The organism is Kitasatospora sp. CM 4170 (genome assembly GCF_032110285.1).
Classification (GTDB): Bacteria; Actinomycetota; Actinomycetes; order Streptomycetales; family Streptomycetaceae; genus Kitasatospora; species Kitasatospora aburaviensis.
In genome coordinates, this window is record NZ_CP134877.1 from 2341717 (window position 1) to 2355991 (window position 14275).

The 14275-nt window shown below is 72.1% G+C and carries 12 protein-coding genes; 3 read left to right on the top strand and 9 right to left on the bottom strand.

What is annotated here, in order from left to right; all coding sequences use genetic code 11:
- Positions 1-17: 17 nt before the first annotated feature.
- Both RMN57_RS09270 and ppk2 read right to left on the bottom strand, forming a co-directional pair.
- Entirely contained in the window at positions 18-620 is a 603-nt protein-coding gene (locus RMN57_RS09270) for an antibiotic biosynthesis monooxygenase (RefSeq protein WP_313762918.1), read from the bottom strand.
- Between the two features lie 178 nt (positions 621-798).
- The gene (ppk2, locus tag RMN57_RS09275; RefSeq protein WP_313767754.1) at positions 799-1581 is read right to left on the bottom strand and encodes a polyphosphate kinase 2; all 783 of its coding nucleotides are present in this window, start codon (positions 1579-1581) and stop codon (positions 799-801) included.
- Between the two features lie 302 nt (positions 1582-1883).
- Here ppk2 and RMN57_RS09280 point away from each other — a divergent pair, with 302 nt between their 5' ends.
- The gene (locus RMN57_RS09280) at positions 1884-2849 is read left to right on the top strand and encodes a LysR family transcriptional regulator (protein WP_313762919.1); all 966 of its coding nucleotides are present in this window, start codon (positions 1884-1886) and stop codon (positions 2847-2849) included.
- Between the two features lie 94 nt (positions 2850-2943).
- Here the strand turns inward: RMN57_RS09280 and RMN57_RS09285 are convergent, their stop codons facing one another.
- The 4 genes from RMN57_RS09285 to RMN57_RS09300 form a co-directional block, all read right to left on the bottom strand.
- Entirely contained in the window at positions 2944-3450 is a 507-nt protein-coding gene (locus tag RMN57_RS09285; RefSeq protein WP_313762920.1) for an N-acetyltransferase, read from the bottom strand.
- 93 nt (positions 3451-3543) lie between these two features.
- Positions 3544-5334: an aspartate--tRNA ligase gene (aspS, locus tag RMN57_RS09290; protein ID WP_238861596.1), complete on the bottom strand. Its 1791-nt coding sequence runs from the start codon at positions 5332-5334 to the stop codon at positions 3544-3546.
- Complete coding sequence (gene hisS / locus RMN57_RS09295; protein ID WP_313762921.1) at positions 5331-6593, bottom strand: histidine--tRNA ligase; 1263 nt, start codon at positions 6591-6593, stop codon at positions 5331-5333. The genes aspS and hisS overlap by 4 nt, the downstream gene beginning before the upstream one ends.
- A gap of 11 nt (positions 6594-6604) precedes the next feature.
- Positions 6605-7312, bottom strand: coding sequence for an MBL fold metallo-hydrolase (locus tag RMN57_RS09300; RefSeq protein ID WP_313762922.1), 708 nt, complete (start codon positions 7310-7312; stop codon positions 6605-6607).
- Between the two features lie 244 nt (positions 7313-7556).
- Here RMN57_RS09300 and RMN57_RS09305 point away from each other — a divergent pair, with 244 nt between their 5' ends.
- Both RMN57_RS09305 and RMN57_RS09310 read left to right on the top strand, forming a co-directional pair.
- Entirely contained in the window at positions 7557-8396 is an 840-nt protein-coding gene (locus RMN57_RS09305; protein WP_313762923.1) for a peptidylprolyl isomerase, read from the top strand.
- 266 nt (positions 8397-8662) lie between these two features.
- Positions 8663-9892: a DUF349 domain-containing protein gene (locus RMN57_RS09310; RefSeq protein WP_313762924.1), complete on the top strand. Its 1230-nt coding sequence runs from the start codon at positions 8663-8665 to the stop codon at positions 9890-9892.
- A 74-nt stretch (positions 9893-9966) separates the two neighbouring features.
- Here RMN57_RS09310 and RMN57_RS09315 read toward each other — a convergent pair whose 3' ends face one another.
- From RMN57_RS09315 to secF, 3 genes are all read right to left on the bottom strand, one after another.
- Positions 9967-12480, bottom strand: a complete 2514-nt coding sequence (locus tag RMN57_RS09315; RefSeq protein WP_380234135.1) for a RelA/SpoT family protein — start codon at positions 12478-12480, stop codon at positions 9967-9969.
- A 106-nt stretch (positions 12481-12586) separates the two neighbouring features.
- Positions 12587-13138: an adenine phosphoribosyltransferase gene (locus tag RMN57_RS09320; RefSeq protein ID WP_313762926.1), complete on the bottom strand. Its 552-nt coding sequence runs from the start codon at positions 13136-13138 to the stop codon at positions 12587-12589.
- Between the two features lie 26 nt (positions 13139-13164).
- Positions 13165-14271 carry a protein translocase subunit SecF gene (gene secF / locus RMN57_RS09325; protein WP_313762927.1) on the bottom strand — a complete coding sequence of 369 codons (1107 nt, stop codon included), beginning with the start codon at positions 14269-14271 and terminating at the stop codon, positions 13165-13167.
- Between the last annotated feature and the right edge of the window lie 4 nt (positions 14272-14275).

The following is a 14275-nucleotide window of genomic DNA, read 5'->3' on the forward strand; positions in this document are numbered from 1 at the left end:
CCCGGCCAGGACGGTTCCTACGAGCGCTCCAGCAGGACCACGTCGAGCTCCTCCAGCGAGCGGACGACCGCGCCGGAGGCGGCGGCCTTCGCCCGGGCCGCGGCCTGCGGCCCCCGGGAGGCCGCCAGCGCCGCCCGGTCGGCGAAGACCACGCCCACCGAGCCGCGGCCCACCGCGCGGTTGAGCAGCAGCGCGGCGCTGACGAAGCCGTCCATCCCCTGCAGCGCGGGCAGCGCGCCGGCGCGGAAGCCCTCGGCCAGCTCGTCGCCCCGGTCCGGCTCGAAGTCGAACCGGACCAGCCGAAACCCGGCGCCGGGGCCGACCGGCGCCGGCGGCGTGACGACCGTGGCCTCCAGCACCTCGACGGCGGTCGTGGTGGCGAACGGCGCCAGCAGCTCGTCCCTGCGCTGCCGCAGCCGCTCGGCGCTGTCCCGCTCGTGCTGCGCGGTGTCCCACCAGGAGCCCATCAGGATCACACCGCGCTCGCGGTCGGCGAAGAGCCCGTACCCCCGGTAGCCGGGCTGGGCAGAGAGCAGCCCGACGGCCTCGGCGCGCAGTCCGTCCAGCGCCTGGTCGATGGTGCTCGGGTCGCCGGTGAAGTAGCCGGTGCGCACGTACATGGGCGGGGTCTCCTGACGTCGTCCGGGCGCCGCGGCGGCGCCGCTGCCTTCGGGGCCACGTCCATCGGACGGCCTGGCACCGGCCGCGGCAACGCCACGGAGCCGTTCGGAGGAGCCGTCGCCCCGGTCGCCGCGCCGGGGTCCCGCCTCCGACTCGCCGTCAGCCCCCGACTCGCCGTCAGCCCAGCCGCGCCGCGTGGTCCGGCACGTACGTCTGCTCCTCCCGCGGCGGCCGCCGGTAGCCCCGGGAGGGCGGGCGGTCCGGCAGCTCGATCCGCGGCGGGGCCACCTCGCGGTACGGCAGGCCGGACAGCAGGTGGGCGATCATGTTGATCCGGGCCCGCCGCTTGTCGTCGCTCTCCACCACGTACCAGGGCGACTCCGGCGTGTCGGTGCGGGCGAACATCTCGTCCTTGGCCCGCGAGTAGTCCTCCCAGCGGGTGATCGACTCCAGGTCCATCGGCGAGAGCTTCCACCGCCGCATCGGGTCCTCCAGCCGGTCCCGGAACCGCCGTTGCTGCTCCGTGTCGCTGACCGAGAACCAGTACTTGCGCAGCAGGATGCCCGACTCGATCAGCATCCGCTCGAACGTCGGGCACTGCTCCAGGAACTGGCGGTGCTCCTCCCCGGTGCAGAAGCCCATCACCATCTCGACCCCGGCCCGGTTGTACCAGCTGCGGTCGAACAGCACGATCTCGCCGGCGGCCGGCAGCTGCTCCACGTACCGCTGGAAGTACCACTGGGTGCGCTGGCGCTCGGTGGGCTTGGGGAGCGCGACGACCCGGGCGATGCGCGGGTTCAGAAACTCCGTCACGCGCTTGATCGCCCCGCCCTTGCCGGCCGCGTCGCGACCCTCGAAGACCACCACCAGCCGGGCGCCCTCGGCGCGCACCCACTCCTGAAGCTCCACCAGTTCGTGCTGGAGCCGCAGCAGCTCGTGCTCGTACGGCTTCCGCGCCAGCCGCTCCGGCTCCCGCCCGCGCTCCCGCCCGTGCTCTCGTCCACGCTCGCGCCTGTGCTCGCGGCCGCGCTCGCGGCTCTCCTTGGCTGCCACCCGGGCGCCTCCGTTCGACGGGGACCTGACGATCCCTCACCGTAGGCGCTGCGCCGGGCTCGTGCAGGCCGCGATCGTCCGGCGCGGCAGCGGCGGCCCCCTGAACCGCCGCTGCCGGGCTCCCCCGTGGACCGGCCCTGGGGCCGAGTGATCAACCTTGGCCCAGACCTGCCGGGCCGGTCCAATATCCCGTTCCATAACCTTGGGGCATGGATGTCGACACCCGGCTGCTCCGCAGCTTCGCCGCCGTCTGCGAGGAGGGTCAGCTGACGGCCGCCGCCGCGCGGTTGTTCGTCTCCCAGCCGACCCTCACCAAGCAGATCCGCCAGCTGGAGTCACTTCTCGGGGTGGAGCTGTTCGAGCGCTCGCGCAAGGGCATGGCGCCCACCCCGGCCGGGCGGGCGCTGGCCGAGTACACCGGGTCGATGCTGGCCGGCTGGGAGGACGCGCTACGGGCCACCAGGGCGGCGGCGGCCGAGCAGGTCTCGACGCTGCGGGTGGGATTCGAGGGCGGCATCATCAACGTGATGAGCCGCCGTACCGTGGCGGACTTCACCCGGCGGATGCCCGGCTGGCAGGTGGAGCTGCGGCAGAACAACTGGTTCGACCCGACCTCGGGCCTGGCCACCGGCGAGATCGACCTGACGCTCTGGCACGCCCCGCCGTCACTGTCGGAGCAGTACAACGTCGCGGTGCTGGGCGAGGAGCCGCGCTGCGCGGCGCTGCCCGTGGGGCACCGGCTGGCCCGGCGGGCGGTGATCGACTTCACGGACCTGCTGGACGAGCCGTTCGTGGCGATACCGCACGAGGCCGGGCACTGGCGGGACTACTGGCTGGCGGTCCGCGAGCGGGGCGGGCGGCCGGTGCGGATCGGCGCGGTGGCGCACAACGCCGACGAGTGGCTGACGGCGGTGGTCTGCGGCCAGGGCATCGGCTTCGCCCCGGAGACGATGAGCCGGCTGGCGCCGCGGGAGGACGTCGCGTACCGGCCGGTGCGGGGGCTGAGCCCGAGCCAGGTCGGGCTCTACTGGCTGAAGGGGCGGGAGCTGACGCCGGCCATGGCCGCGTTCGTGCGCAGCTGCCGGGCGACGATCGTCGGCCAGGCCGGGCCGGAGGTCCCGGCCCGGGGGAGCGCTCCCGCGGCCCGGGCCGTCCCACCGGTCCGGGCGGTCTGACGCGGGTCGAGCGGCGGGCGCAGGGCGGCGGGTAAAGGGCGGGCGCAGGGCGGGTCGGCCGCCCCCGCGAGGCCTCGGGCGGCCTCGGAGCCCCTCAGGCGGCCTCGAAGGGTTCCGGGTAGCGGCAGAGCCCGCGCGGGGCGCCGTCGTAGCCCGGCAGGGCGAGGGTCTGGAAGTACGCGTCCGGCACCTCGAACGGTCCGGTGATCTCGTGCCGCTGGGCCGGGAGGAAGCCGAAGCGGCCGTAGTACCCAGGGTCGCCGAGGACCACGACGAGCTTCTCCCCCGCCTCCTCGGCGGCGGACAGCGCGGCCCGGACGACGAGCTCGCCGACGCCCTTGCGCTGCCACTCGGGGGCGACCGCCACCGGCGCGAGCGCGAGGCCCTCGCCGTCGCCGATCCGCAGCCGGGTCAGCAGTGCGTGGCCGACCACCAGGCCGGCGTCGTCCACCGCGACCACCGACAGGCCCGGCAGCCAGGCCGGGTCGCGGCGCAGCGCGTCCACCAGGTCGGCCTCGTCGGGGCCGGGGAAGGCCGCCATGTGGACCCGTCTGGTGGCGGGGGCGTCCTGCGGAGACTCGACTCTGGTGGTCACCTTCATGGGGGAACCCTCTCCTCTGTCACACACCGTTGTGGACGGGCCCCGGACGGCGGTGGGCCGTCCGGGGCCGTGAAAGGTTAGCCGACGGGGGGATCAGCCCTTGGGCTGGCCCTCGGGCTTAGCGTCCTCGCGGACCTTCGGCTGGGCGTCGACGCCGGCCTCACGCCGCTGCGCGGGGGTGATCGGGGTCGGGGCGCCGGTCAGCGGGTCGCCGCCGGTGGACGTCTTCGGGAAGGCGATGACGTCCCGGATGGTGTCGTACCCGCCGAGCAGGGTGACGATCCGGTCCAGACCGAAGGCGACGCCACCGTGCGGCGGCGGGCCGTAGTTGAAGGCGTCCAGCAGGAAGCCGAACTGCGAGGCGGCCTCCTCCTCGGAGAGGCCGATCGCGTCGAACGCCCGCTTCTGCACGTCCCGCTGGTGGATACGGATCGAACCGCCGCCCAGCTCCGAGCCGTTGAGCACCAGGTCGTACGCGTTGGAGAGCGCGCTGCCGGGGTCGGTGTCGAAGGTGGCGAGCGACTCGGCGGTCGGGGCGGTGAACGGGTGGTGCACCGCGTGCCAGCCCTGGAACTCGCCCTTGTCGTCCTCGATCGGCTCGAACATCGGGAAGTCGACGACCCAGAGGAAGGCCCACTGGGACTCGTCGATCAGCTCGCAGCGGCGGCCGATCTCCAGACGGGCGGCGCCGAGCAGCTCCTGCGAGGGGCGCTCCTTGCCGGCCGCGAAGAAGATCGCGTCGCCGTTCTTGGCGCCCGCGGCGGCGGCGAGGCCGGCCAGGTGCTCCTCGGAGAGGTTCTTGGCGACCGGGCCGCGCAGCTCGCCGGTCTCGGCGTCGATGAGGACGTAGGCGAGACCCTTGGCGCCGCGCGCCTTGGCCCAGTCCTGCCAGGCGTCGAGCTGCTTGCGCGGCTGCGAGGCACCGCCCGGCATGACGACGGCGCCGACGTACGGGGCCTGGAAGACGCGGAACGAGGTGCCCTTGAAGTACTCGGTGAGGTCGGTGAGTTCCTGACCGAAGCGGACGTCCGGCTTGTCCGAGCCGTAGCGGCCCATGGCGTCCGCGTAGCTCATCCGCGGCAGCGGGTTGGGGATCTCGTAGCCGTGTACCTCGCGCCAGACGGCGCCGATGATCTTCTCGCCGAGGGCCAGGATGTCCTCCTGGTCGACGAAGGAGGCCTCGATGTCCAGCTGGGTGAACTCCGGCTGGCGGTCGGCGCGGAAGTCCTCGTCGCGGAAGCAGCGGGCGATCTGGTAGTAGCGCTCCATGCCGGCCACCATCAGCAGCTGCTTGAACAGCTGGGGCGACTGCGGCAGCGCGTACCAGTGGCCGGGCTGCAGGCGGACCGGGACGAGGAAGTCGCGGGCGCCCTCGGGGGTGGAGCGGGTGAGGTACGGCGTCTCGATGTCGAGGTAGTCGTTCTCCTCCATCACCCGGCGGATGATGTTGTTGACCTTGGAGCGCAGGCGCAGGCCCTTGGCCGGGCCCTCGCGGCGCAGGTCGAGGTAGCGGTAGCGGAGGCGGACCTCCTCGTTGACCGTACCGGGCTCGTACTCGGCGACCGGGAACGGCAGCGGGGCGGCCTCGGAGAGCACCTCGATCTCGCTGACGACGACCTCGACGGCGCCGGTCGGGATCTCCGGGTTCTCGTTGCCCTCGGGGCGCACGCGGACGTCACCGACGACCTTGACGCAGTACTCGGCGCGCAGGCCGTGGACCGAGTCCAGGTCGCGGACCACGATCTGCACGGTGCCGGAGGCGTCGCGCAGGTCGATGAAGGCCACGCCGCCGTGGTCGCGGCGGCGGGCGACCCAGCCGGCCAGGGTGACGGTGGTGCCTGCGTGCTCCGGGCGGAGCGTGCCCGCGTCGTGCGTGCGGATCACAGCTGCTTCTCCTTCAGGGTGGTGACGAGTGCGTCGAGGGCGACGGGGTTCTGCTCGCCGGTGGTCATGTCCTTGAGCTGGACGACGCCGTCGGCGAGGTCCCGGTCCCCGGCGATCAGGGCGAAGCGGGCGCCGGACCGGTCCGCGGACTTCATGGCGTTCTTGATGGTCTTGACGCCGAACGCGAGGTCGGTGGCCACGCCGGCCCGGCGCAGCTCGACGACCTTGGCGAACAGGACGTTCTTGGCCTCCTCGCCGAGCGCTACGGCGTACACGGAGGTGGCGGCCGGCAGGTCCAGGACGACGCCCTCGGCCTCCAGCGCCAGGTAGGTGCGGTCCACGCCGAGGGCCCAGCCGACGGACGGCAGCGCCGGGCCGCCGATCATCTCGGAGAGGCCGTCGTAGCGGCCGCCGCCGCCGATCGCGGACTGCGCGCCGAGGCCGTTGTGCACGAACTCGAAGGTGGTGCGGGTGTAGTAGTCCAGGCCGCGGACCAGCTTCGGGTCGTCGGTGAAGGCCACGCCGTTGGCGGTGAGCAGCTCGCGGACCTTCTCGTCGTACTCCTTGCACTCCTCGCACAGGAAGTCGCGCAGCATCGGGGCGCCGGTGAGCTGGGCCTGTACCGACTCGCGCTTGTCGTCGAGGACGCGCAGCGGGTTGATCTCGGCGCGGCGGCGGGTGTCCTCGTCCAGGTCCAGGCCGGCGAGGAACTCGATCAGCGCGGCGCGGTAGACCGGGCGGCACTGCTTGTCGCCGAGGCTGTTGAGGAGCAGCGTGTAGTCGCTCAGGCCCAGCGAGCGGAAGGCGTCGTCGGCCAGGATGATCAGCTCGGCGTCCAGCGCCGGGTCCTCGGCGCCGATCGCCTCGGCGCCGACCTGGGAGAACTGGCGGTAGCGGCCGGCCTGCGGGCGCTCGTAGCGGTAGTAGGAGCCCGAGTACCAGAGCTTGACCGGCAGGTTGCCCAGCTTGTGCAGGTTGGCCTGGAGGGCGGCGCGCAGCACCGAGGCGGTGCCCTCGGGGCGCAGTGCCAGCTCCTCCTTGCCGCGCTGGGTGAGCGAGAACATCTCCTTGGTGACGATGTCGGTGGACTCGCCGACACCGCGGGAGAACAGCTTCACGTCCTCGAAGACCGGGGTCTCGATGTAGCCGTAGCCGGCCCGGCGGGCGGGCGCGGCGATGCGCTCCCGGATCGCCAGGAACGTCGCGGAGCTGGGGGGCAGCAGGTCGTAGGTGCCCTTGGGGGCGGTGAAGGTGCTCAACTTCTCTTCCGTCACATTCCTCGTCGCGGGACGGCCGGAGCGCCGAGCGCTCCCGCCGCCTGCCTGAGGTAGGGGTTGGTGGCGCGCTCACGGCCGATGGTGGTCTGTCCGCCGTGGCCGGAGAGGACCACGGTCGCGTCGTCGAGGGGCAGGCACACCCGGGCCAGCGAGCTCATGATCGCCTCGCTGTCGCCGCCCGGGAGGTCCGTGCGCCCGATGGAGCCGGCGAAGAGCAGGTCGCCCGAGAAGAGCACCGGGGGGAGGTCCTCGGCGCCGGGCGTCCGGAACGTCACCGACCCCTTGGTATGGCCGGGCGCGTGGTCGACGGTGAGCCGCAGGCCGGCCAGCTCCAGCACGCTGCCGTCGGTGAGCTCGCGCACGTCGTCGGGTTCGCCGACGGTGAGTTCGCCCATCAGCTGGGTGCCGAGCGAGCGGCCGAGCGCCTTCTCCGGGTCCGCCATCATGTAGCGGTCCTCGGGGTGGATCCAGGCCGGGACGCCCTTGGCGCCGCAGACCGGGACGACCGAGGCGATGTGGTCGATGTGGCCGTGGGTGAGCACGACGGCGACGGGCTTCAGCCGGTGCTCGCGGACCAGCTCCTCGACGCCGCGGGTGGCCTGGTGGCCGGGATCGACGATGACGCACTCCTCGCCCGGCCCCGGCGCGACCAGGTAGCAGTTGGTGCCCCAGGCTCCAGCGGGGAATCCGGCGATGAACACGCGCGTCCTTCGTGGTTCGGTCGGCACTGACGGCTACGAGATGCGGCTACGAGACGTGATGTAAAGGCAGCCTACCGGCGGTGCGGGTCCGGTTGCGAACCAGATGCGGGGCGCGGACCGACTTCGTCCTGACAGGTTCACCGCGTTCTTACGGCGGCGGTACCTACACTTGACCGCCGATGGATGCGATGATCCGCTCCAGCATCCGCACACATTTCCAGTACATCCTCAGGAGACACGGCCGGTGGTCACCAGCGAACAGCGGCGGCGGCAGCTCGCCCGCGAGAAGTACGAGCGCCAGGCGCAGCGCCGGGCCGAGGCCGCGGTCGCCCGCAAGCGGCGCAACACGATCCTCGGCGCCTCGCTCGCCGTCGTGGTGCTGGCCGGCGGCGGCGCCCTGGTCGGCACCGGTGCCTTCGACTCGGACGACAAGAAGGACACCTCGTCGAGTGCGCAGGCCGCGCCCACCCAGCCGGCCGCCGAGCCGACCACCCCGACCCGCAAGCCGGTCGAGGGCTGCGGCGACCCGGCGCCGGGCTCGCCCAACGGCAAGCAGTGGCAGACCGAGCCGGCCATGAGCGTCGACACCTCGGCCGCCTACACGGCGACCCTGGAGACAAACTGCGGCAAGGTGACGCTGTCGCTGGACGCCGCCAAGGCGCCGCACACGGTCAACTCCTTCGCCTTCCTCGCCGGCGAGAAGTACTTCGACCACACCAAGTGCCACCGCCTGACCACGGGCGGCATCTACGTGCTGCAGTGCGGTGACCCGACCGCCAGTGCGACCGCCCCCGGCGGCACCGGCGGCCCGGGCTACAAGTTCGCCGACGAGAACCTCACCGGCGCCACCTACCCGGCCGGCACCGTGGCGATGGCCAACGCCGGCCCGGGCACCAACGGGAGCCAGTTCTTCCTGGTCTACAAGGACACCCAGCTCCCCCCGAACTACACCCCGTTCGGGAAGATCACCGGCGGTCTGGACGTGGTTCAGAAGATCGCCGCCGCGGGCACCCTGGAGGGCGGTACGGACGGCCACCCGATGGCCAACGTCACCTTCAACTCGGTGACCACCGCGAAGAGTTGAGCCGTGCCGGGGTCGGTCCGGGCTGCCGCGCGAGCGGGCCCGGCCCGGCCCCGGAGCGAAATCGCCCGGCCCGGATGCGGACAGCACCGGGCCTGGTCGCCTATGTTGGCGTTGTATAGGGTGCCCAGACCCGCCAAGCCGTCACCCTCGGCAAGCACCAGAACGGCGGACGGGGACGGCGGACTCATCGGTCCGCCGCACATCAACTGTGGACGACGGACGCGCGCCGCCCCGGCGCGGGCGCGACGTCATGTGGAGGACGCGCTATGAGCAGCGACCCGTGGGGCCGTGTCGACGAGCAGGGCACGGTCTACGTCAGGACGGCCGACGGCGAACGCGTCGTGGGTTCCTGGCAGGCCGGCTCGCCCGAGGAGGCCCTCGCCTACTTCGAGCGCAAGTACCAGGGCATCGAGGTGGAGATCGGCCTGCTGGAGAAGCGGGTGCGCACCACCGACCTGGCCGCCAAGGACGCCCTGACCGCGCTGGAGCACCTGCGCGCGCAGGTGACCGAGGGGCACGCGGTCGGCGACCTGGACGCACTGGCCAAGCGGCTGGACACCCTCGCCGGTGAGATCGAGAGCCGTCGCGAGGAGCGCAAGGCGGCTCGCGCCAAGGCCCAGAACGAGACCCGGGCCGCCAAGGAGGCGCTGGTCGCCGAGGCCGAGCAGCTCGCCGAGTCGACCCAGTGGCGGGAGGCCGGCGACCGGCTGCGCGCCCTGGTGGACACCTGGAAGGGCCTGCCGCGGCTGGACCGCAAGAGCGACGACGAGCTGTGGCACCGCTTCTCGCACGCCCGCTCGGTCTTCTCCAAGCACCGCAAGGCGCACTTCGCGACCCTGGACGCCGAGCGCGAGCAGGCCCGCCAGACCAAGGAGCGCCTGGTCTCCGAGGCGGAGGCGCTCTCCTCCTCCACGGAGTGGGGCGACACCGCGGCCCGCTACCGCGACCTCATGGCCCGCTGGAAGGCCGCCGGCCGCGCGCAGCGGGACGTCGAGGACGAGCTGTGGGCGCGGTTCCGCGGCGCCCAGGACGTCTTCTTCCAGGCCCGGTCCGCGGTGTTCAGCGAGCGGGACGCCGAGCAGGTGGCGAACCAGAAGCTGAAGGAGGCGCTGGCGACCGAGGCCGAGGCGATCCTGCCGATCACCGACCTGAAGGCCGCCAAGGCCGCGCTGCGCGAGGTGAACGAGCGCTGGGAGGCGATCGGGCACGTGCCGCGGGACGCCCGTCCGAAGCTGGACGGCCGGCTGAACGCGGTCGAGCGGGCGATCCGCGAGGCCGAGGACGCCGAGTGGAAGCGCTCCAACCCGGAGGCGAAGGCCCGCGCCGCCGGCATGGTCGGCCTCTTCCAGGCCAAGGCGGACAAGCTCCAGGCCGACCTGGTCAAGGCCCGTGCGGCCGGCAACGCGAGCAAGGTGGCCAAGCTGGAGTCCGAGCTGGCCGGCGTGCAGACCCTGCTGGAGCAGGCGCACAAGAGCCAGGAGGAGTTCAGCGGCTGATCCGCCGCCGAGCCGAACCGAAGCAGAACGGCGAAGGGCCCCGGGGAGCACCCCGGGGCCCTTCGCCGTCGCCGCTACTTGCGGGCCGAGGTGACGCGGTAGACGTCGTAGACGCCCTCGACGCCGCGGACCGCCTTGAGCACGTGGCCGAGGTGCTTCGGGTCGCCCATCTCGAAGGTGAACCGGCTCATCGCCACCCGGTCGCGCGAGGTCTGCACCGCCGCCGACAGGATGTTGACGTGCTGGTCGGAGAGGACCCGGGTGACGTCCGAGAGCAGCCGGGAGCGGTCCAGCGCCTCGACCTGGATGGCCACCAGGAAGACCGAGGACTGGGTGGCCGCCCACTCGACGTCGATCATCCGCTCGGGCTGCTGGCTGAGCGCCTCGACGTTGACGCAGTCGGCGCGGTGCACCGAGACGCCGTTGCCGCGGGTGATGAAGCCGACGATCGGGTCGCCCGGCACCGGGGTGCAGCAGCGGGACAGCTTGACCCAGACGTCCTCGACGCCCTTGACGATGACGCCGGGGTCGCCCTTGGCCCGGCGGCGCACCGCCCGGCGGGTGTCGTGGGTCGGCGTCGCGGTCTCGGCGAGGTCCTCGGTGGCGCCCTCCTCGCCGCCGAGCGCCTGGACCAGCTTCTGCACGATGTTCTGCGCGGCGACGTGGCCCTCACCGATCGCGGCGTACAGCGAGGAGATGTCCGGGTAGCGCATCTCGTGGGCCAGGGTGACCAGCGAGTCCCCGGTGAGGATCCGCTGGATCGGCAGGCCCTGCTTGCGCATCGCCCGGGCGATGGCCTCCTTGCCGTGCTCGATGGCCTCCTCGCGGCGCTCCTTGGAGAACCAGGCGCGGATCTTGTTGCGGGCACGCGGCGACTTGACGAAGCCCAGCCAGTCCCGGGACGGGCCGGCGTTCTCCGCCTTGGAGGTGAAGACCTCGACGCTGTCGCCGTTCTCCAGGGTCGACTCCAGCGGCACCAGCCGCCCGTTGACCCGGGCCCCTATGCAGCGGTAGCCGACCTCGGTGTGGACGGCGAAGGCGAAGTCCACCGGGGTGGCGCCGGCCGGCAGCGCTATGACGTCGCCCTTGGGGGTGAAGACGAAGACCTCGTTGTTGGAGAGGTCGAAGCGCAGCGACTCCAGGAACTCGCTCGGGTCCTCGGTCTCCTTCTGCCAGTCCAGCAGCTGCCGCAGCCAGGCCATCTCGTTGACGGCGCCGGCCTTGTCGTCCTTGCGGGTCTGGGTCGGGGTGTCGGTGCGGACCTTGGAGGCGCCGGCGACCGCGCGCTGCTTGTACTTCCAGTGCGCCGCGATGCCGTACTCGGCGCGGCGGTGCATGTCGAAGGTGCGGATCTGCAGCTCGACGGGCTTGCCACCGGGACCGATCACCGTGGTGTGCAGCGACTGGTACATGTTGAACTTGGGCATCGCGATGTAGTCCTTGAACCGCCCCGGCACCGGGTTCCACCGCGCGTGGATGGTGCCCAGCGCCGCGTAGCAGTCGCGGACGGTGTCGACCAGGACCCGGATGCCCACCAGGTCGTAGATCTCGGCGAAGTCCCGGCCCCGGACGATCATCTTCTGGTAGACCGAGTAGTAGTGCTTCGGCCGGCCGGTGACGGAGGCGGTGATCCGGGCGCCGCGCAGGTCGCCCTGGACCTGGTCGATGACGGTCGCCAGGTACTCGTCCCGCTTCGGGGCGCGCTCGGCGACCAGCCGGACGATCTCGTCGTACATCTTGGGGTAGAGGATCGCGAAGGCGAGGTCCTCCAGCTCCCACTTGATGGTGTTCATGCCCAGCCGGTGCGCCAGCGGGGCGTAGATCTCCAGCGTCTCGCGGGCCTTCTTCTCCTGCTTCTCCCGCTTCAGGTAGCGCATGGTGCGCATGTTGTGCAGGCGGTCGGCCAGCTTGATCACCAGGACGCGCGGGTCCTTGGCCATCGCGACGACCATCTTGCGGACGGTCTCGGCCTGCGCGGCCTCGCCGAACTTGACGCGGTCCAGCTTGGTGACGCCGTCCACCAGCAGGGCCACCGAGTCGCCGAAGTCCCGGCGCAGGGTCTCCAGGCCGTAGTCGGTGTCCTCGACGGTGTCGTGCAGCAGCCCGGCCATCAGGGTCGGGGCGTCCATGCCCAGCTCGGCCAGGATGGTCGCGACCGCCAGCGGGTGGGTGATGTACGGGTCGCCGCTCTTGCGCTTCTGCCCGCGGTGCCACTTCTCGGCCACCGCGTACGCCCGCTCGATGTCCCGCAGCAGGGCCGGGTCGGCCTTGGGGTCGTTGGCCCGGATGGAGCGGAACAGCGGCTCCAGCACCGGGTTGAGCACGCTGGAGCGCTGGCCGCCGAGGCGGGCCAGCCGGGCGCGCATACCGCCGGAGGAGGACGGTCGGCTCGCGGGAGCCGCCGGACGCGAGGAGGTCGGCGCCGGGCGTGCCGGGGTGGCCCCCGAGGGCGTGGAACGGTTGTCGGGGGCGGCCGCTGCGGCCGTGGGCACAACCTCGTCGGGCAAGGACACTCCTCGGGGCACCTGGGCCGGGCCCCTCGCACGGCCGGCTCTGCCTCGCACAACCGGGAGGGGATGAATCTTCATGGTACCGAGCCCGGCGCTCCGGTGTTCAGCCGCCCGGCCCCGGACACGCAGAGGGCGGCGGTCGGATGATCCGACCGCCGCCCTCGACCCTGGTCCTGCGCGGACCTCAGACCGTGACCAGCGTCTCCAGCGGGGCGCCGCCCAGGTGCTCGGAGAGCCGCGCGCGCCCGTCCAGGAAGCCCAGCTCCATCAGCACCACGACGCCCGCCAGCTCGGCGCCGGCCTCCTTCACCAGGTCCAGCGAGGCGCCGATGGTCCCGCCGGTGGCCAGCACGTCGTCCACCACCAGCACCCGCTCACCGGGCGCGAAGGCGTCGCACTGCACCTCCAGCACGGCCTCGCCGTACTCCAGCTCGTACGAGCGGCGGAACACCTCGCCGGGCAGCTTGCCCTGCTTGCGGATCGGCACGAAGCCGAGCCCGGCCGCGAAGGCCGCCGGAGCCGCCAGCACGAAGCCGCGTGCCTCCAGGCCCACCACCTTGGTCGCCCCGAGGGCCGTCGCCCGCTCGGCGAGCGCCCTGGTGAGTGCCGCGAAGGCCTCGGCGTCGGCGAGCAGCGGCGCGATGTCCTTGAACAGCACACCCGGCTTCGGGTAGTCCGGGACGTCCCGGATGCGGCTGTTCAGCAGCTCGGCCAGTGCGGTGTCGGCGGTGGTCACGAGGAGTCCTTAGGGTCGGTCGCGCTTCAGCGCTTGGTGGACGGACGGCCCTTGGCGCGGGCGCCGGACGCCCGGCCGCGCTGACCGACCATACCCGCCGGCAGGTCCTCGTCGGCGATCTCCTCGCCCGCCGGCGTCCCGGTCCCGCCCTCGGCGGCCGCCTTGGCGTCCGCGGCGCGCCGCAGGGCGACCCGCTTGGCCAGCGCCTTCATGTCCGGCTGCTCCTCCTTGAGCTGCGCCAGCAGCGGGGTGGCGACGCAGATCGAGGAGTAGGCACCGGCCGCGAGGCCGATGAACAGCGCCAGCGAGATGTCGTTCAGGGTGCCGGCGCCCAGGATGCCGCCACCGATGAACAGCAGCGCCGCCACCGGGAGCAGGGCGACCACCGTGGTGTTGAGCGAGCGCACCAGGGTCTGGTTGAGGCCCGCGTTGGCCGCCTCGCTGTAGGTGAGCTTGTTCTGCTTGGTGAGCCCCTTGGTGTTCTCCTTCACGGTGTCGAAGACGACGACCGTGTCGTAGAGCGAGTACCCGAGGATGGTCAGGAAGCCGATCACCGTACCGGGGGTGACCTCGAAGCCCACCAGGGCGTAGACCCCGATGGTGATCAGGAGGTCGTGGATGAGGGCGACCAGGGCGGCCACCGCCATCCGCCACTCGAAGGCGATCGCCAGGTAGGCCGTCACCAGGACCATGAAGATGATCAGGCCGGTGAGTGCCTTCTTGGAGATCTGCTCACCCCAGCTGGGGCCGATCACCTGGGTGTCGATCTCGGCGACCGGGACGCCGATCTCCTTGGACAGCTTGTCGGTGAAGGTCGAGGAGGAGACCTTCTCCTCGGAGCTGACCTGGATGCGGATCTTCTTGCCGTCGTCCACCGACTGCACCAGCGGGTGCGAGGAGACGATCTTGTCGGCCGCGTCCTGCGCCTGCGAGACGGACAGCCCCGGCTTGGAGACGGTGTAGACCTGCCCGCCCTTGAACTCGATGCCCAGGTGCAGGCCCATGGCCAGGCCGATCGCCGCGACCAGCACGATCACGCCGGAGATGCTGTACCAGAGCTTGCGGCGACCGACGAAGTCGAAGCTGACCTCGCCCTGGTAGAGCCGGTGGCCCAGATTGGAGAAGCGCGACACGGTG

Coding starts and splice junctions, on each gene's coding strand:
- RMN57_RS09270 (WP_313762918.1), bottom strand. CDS start 620: ATGTACGTGCGCACCGGCTACTTCACCGGCGACCCGAGCACCATCGAC.
- RMN57_RS09280 (WP_313762919.1), top strand. CDS start 1,884: ATGGATGTCGACACCCGGCTGCTCCGCAGCTTCGCCGCCGTCTGCGAG.
- RMN57_RS09285 (WP_313762920.1), bottom strand. CDS start 3,450: ATGAAGGTGACCACCAGAGTCGAGTCTCCGCAGGACGCCCCCGCCACC.
- RMN57_RS09310 (WP_313762924.1), top strand. CDS start 8,663: ATGAGCAGCGACCCGTGGGGCCGTGTCGACGAGCAGGGCACGGTCTAC.
- RMN57_RS09315 (WP_380234135.1), bottom strand. CDS start 12,480: ATGAAGATTCATCCCCTCCCGGTTGTGCGAGGCAGAGCCGGCCGTGCG.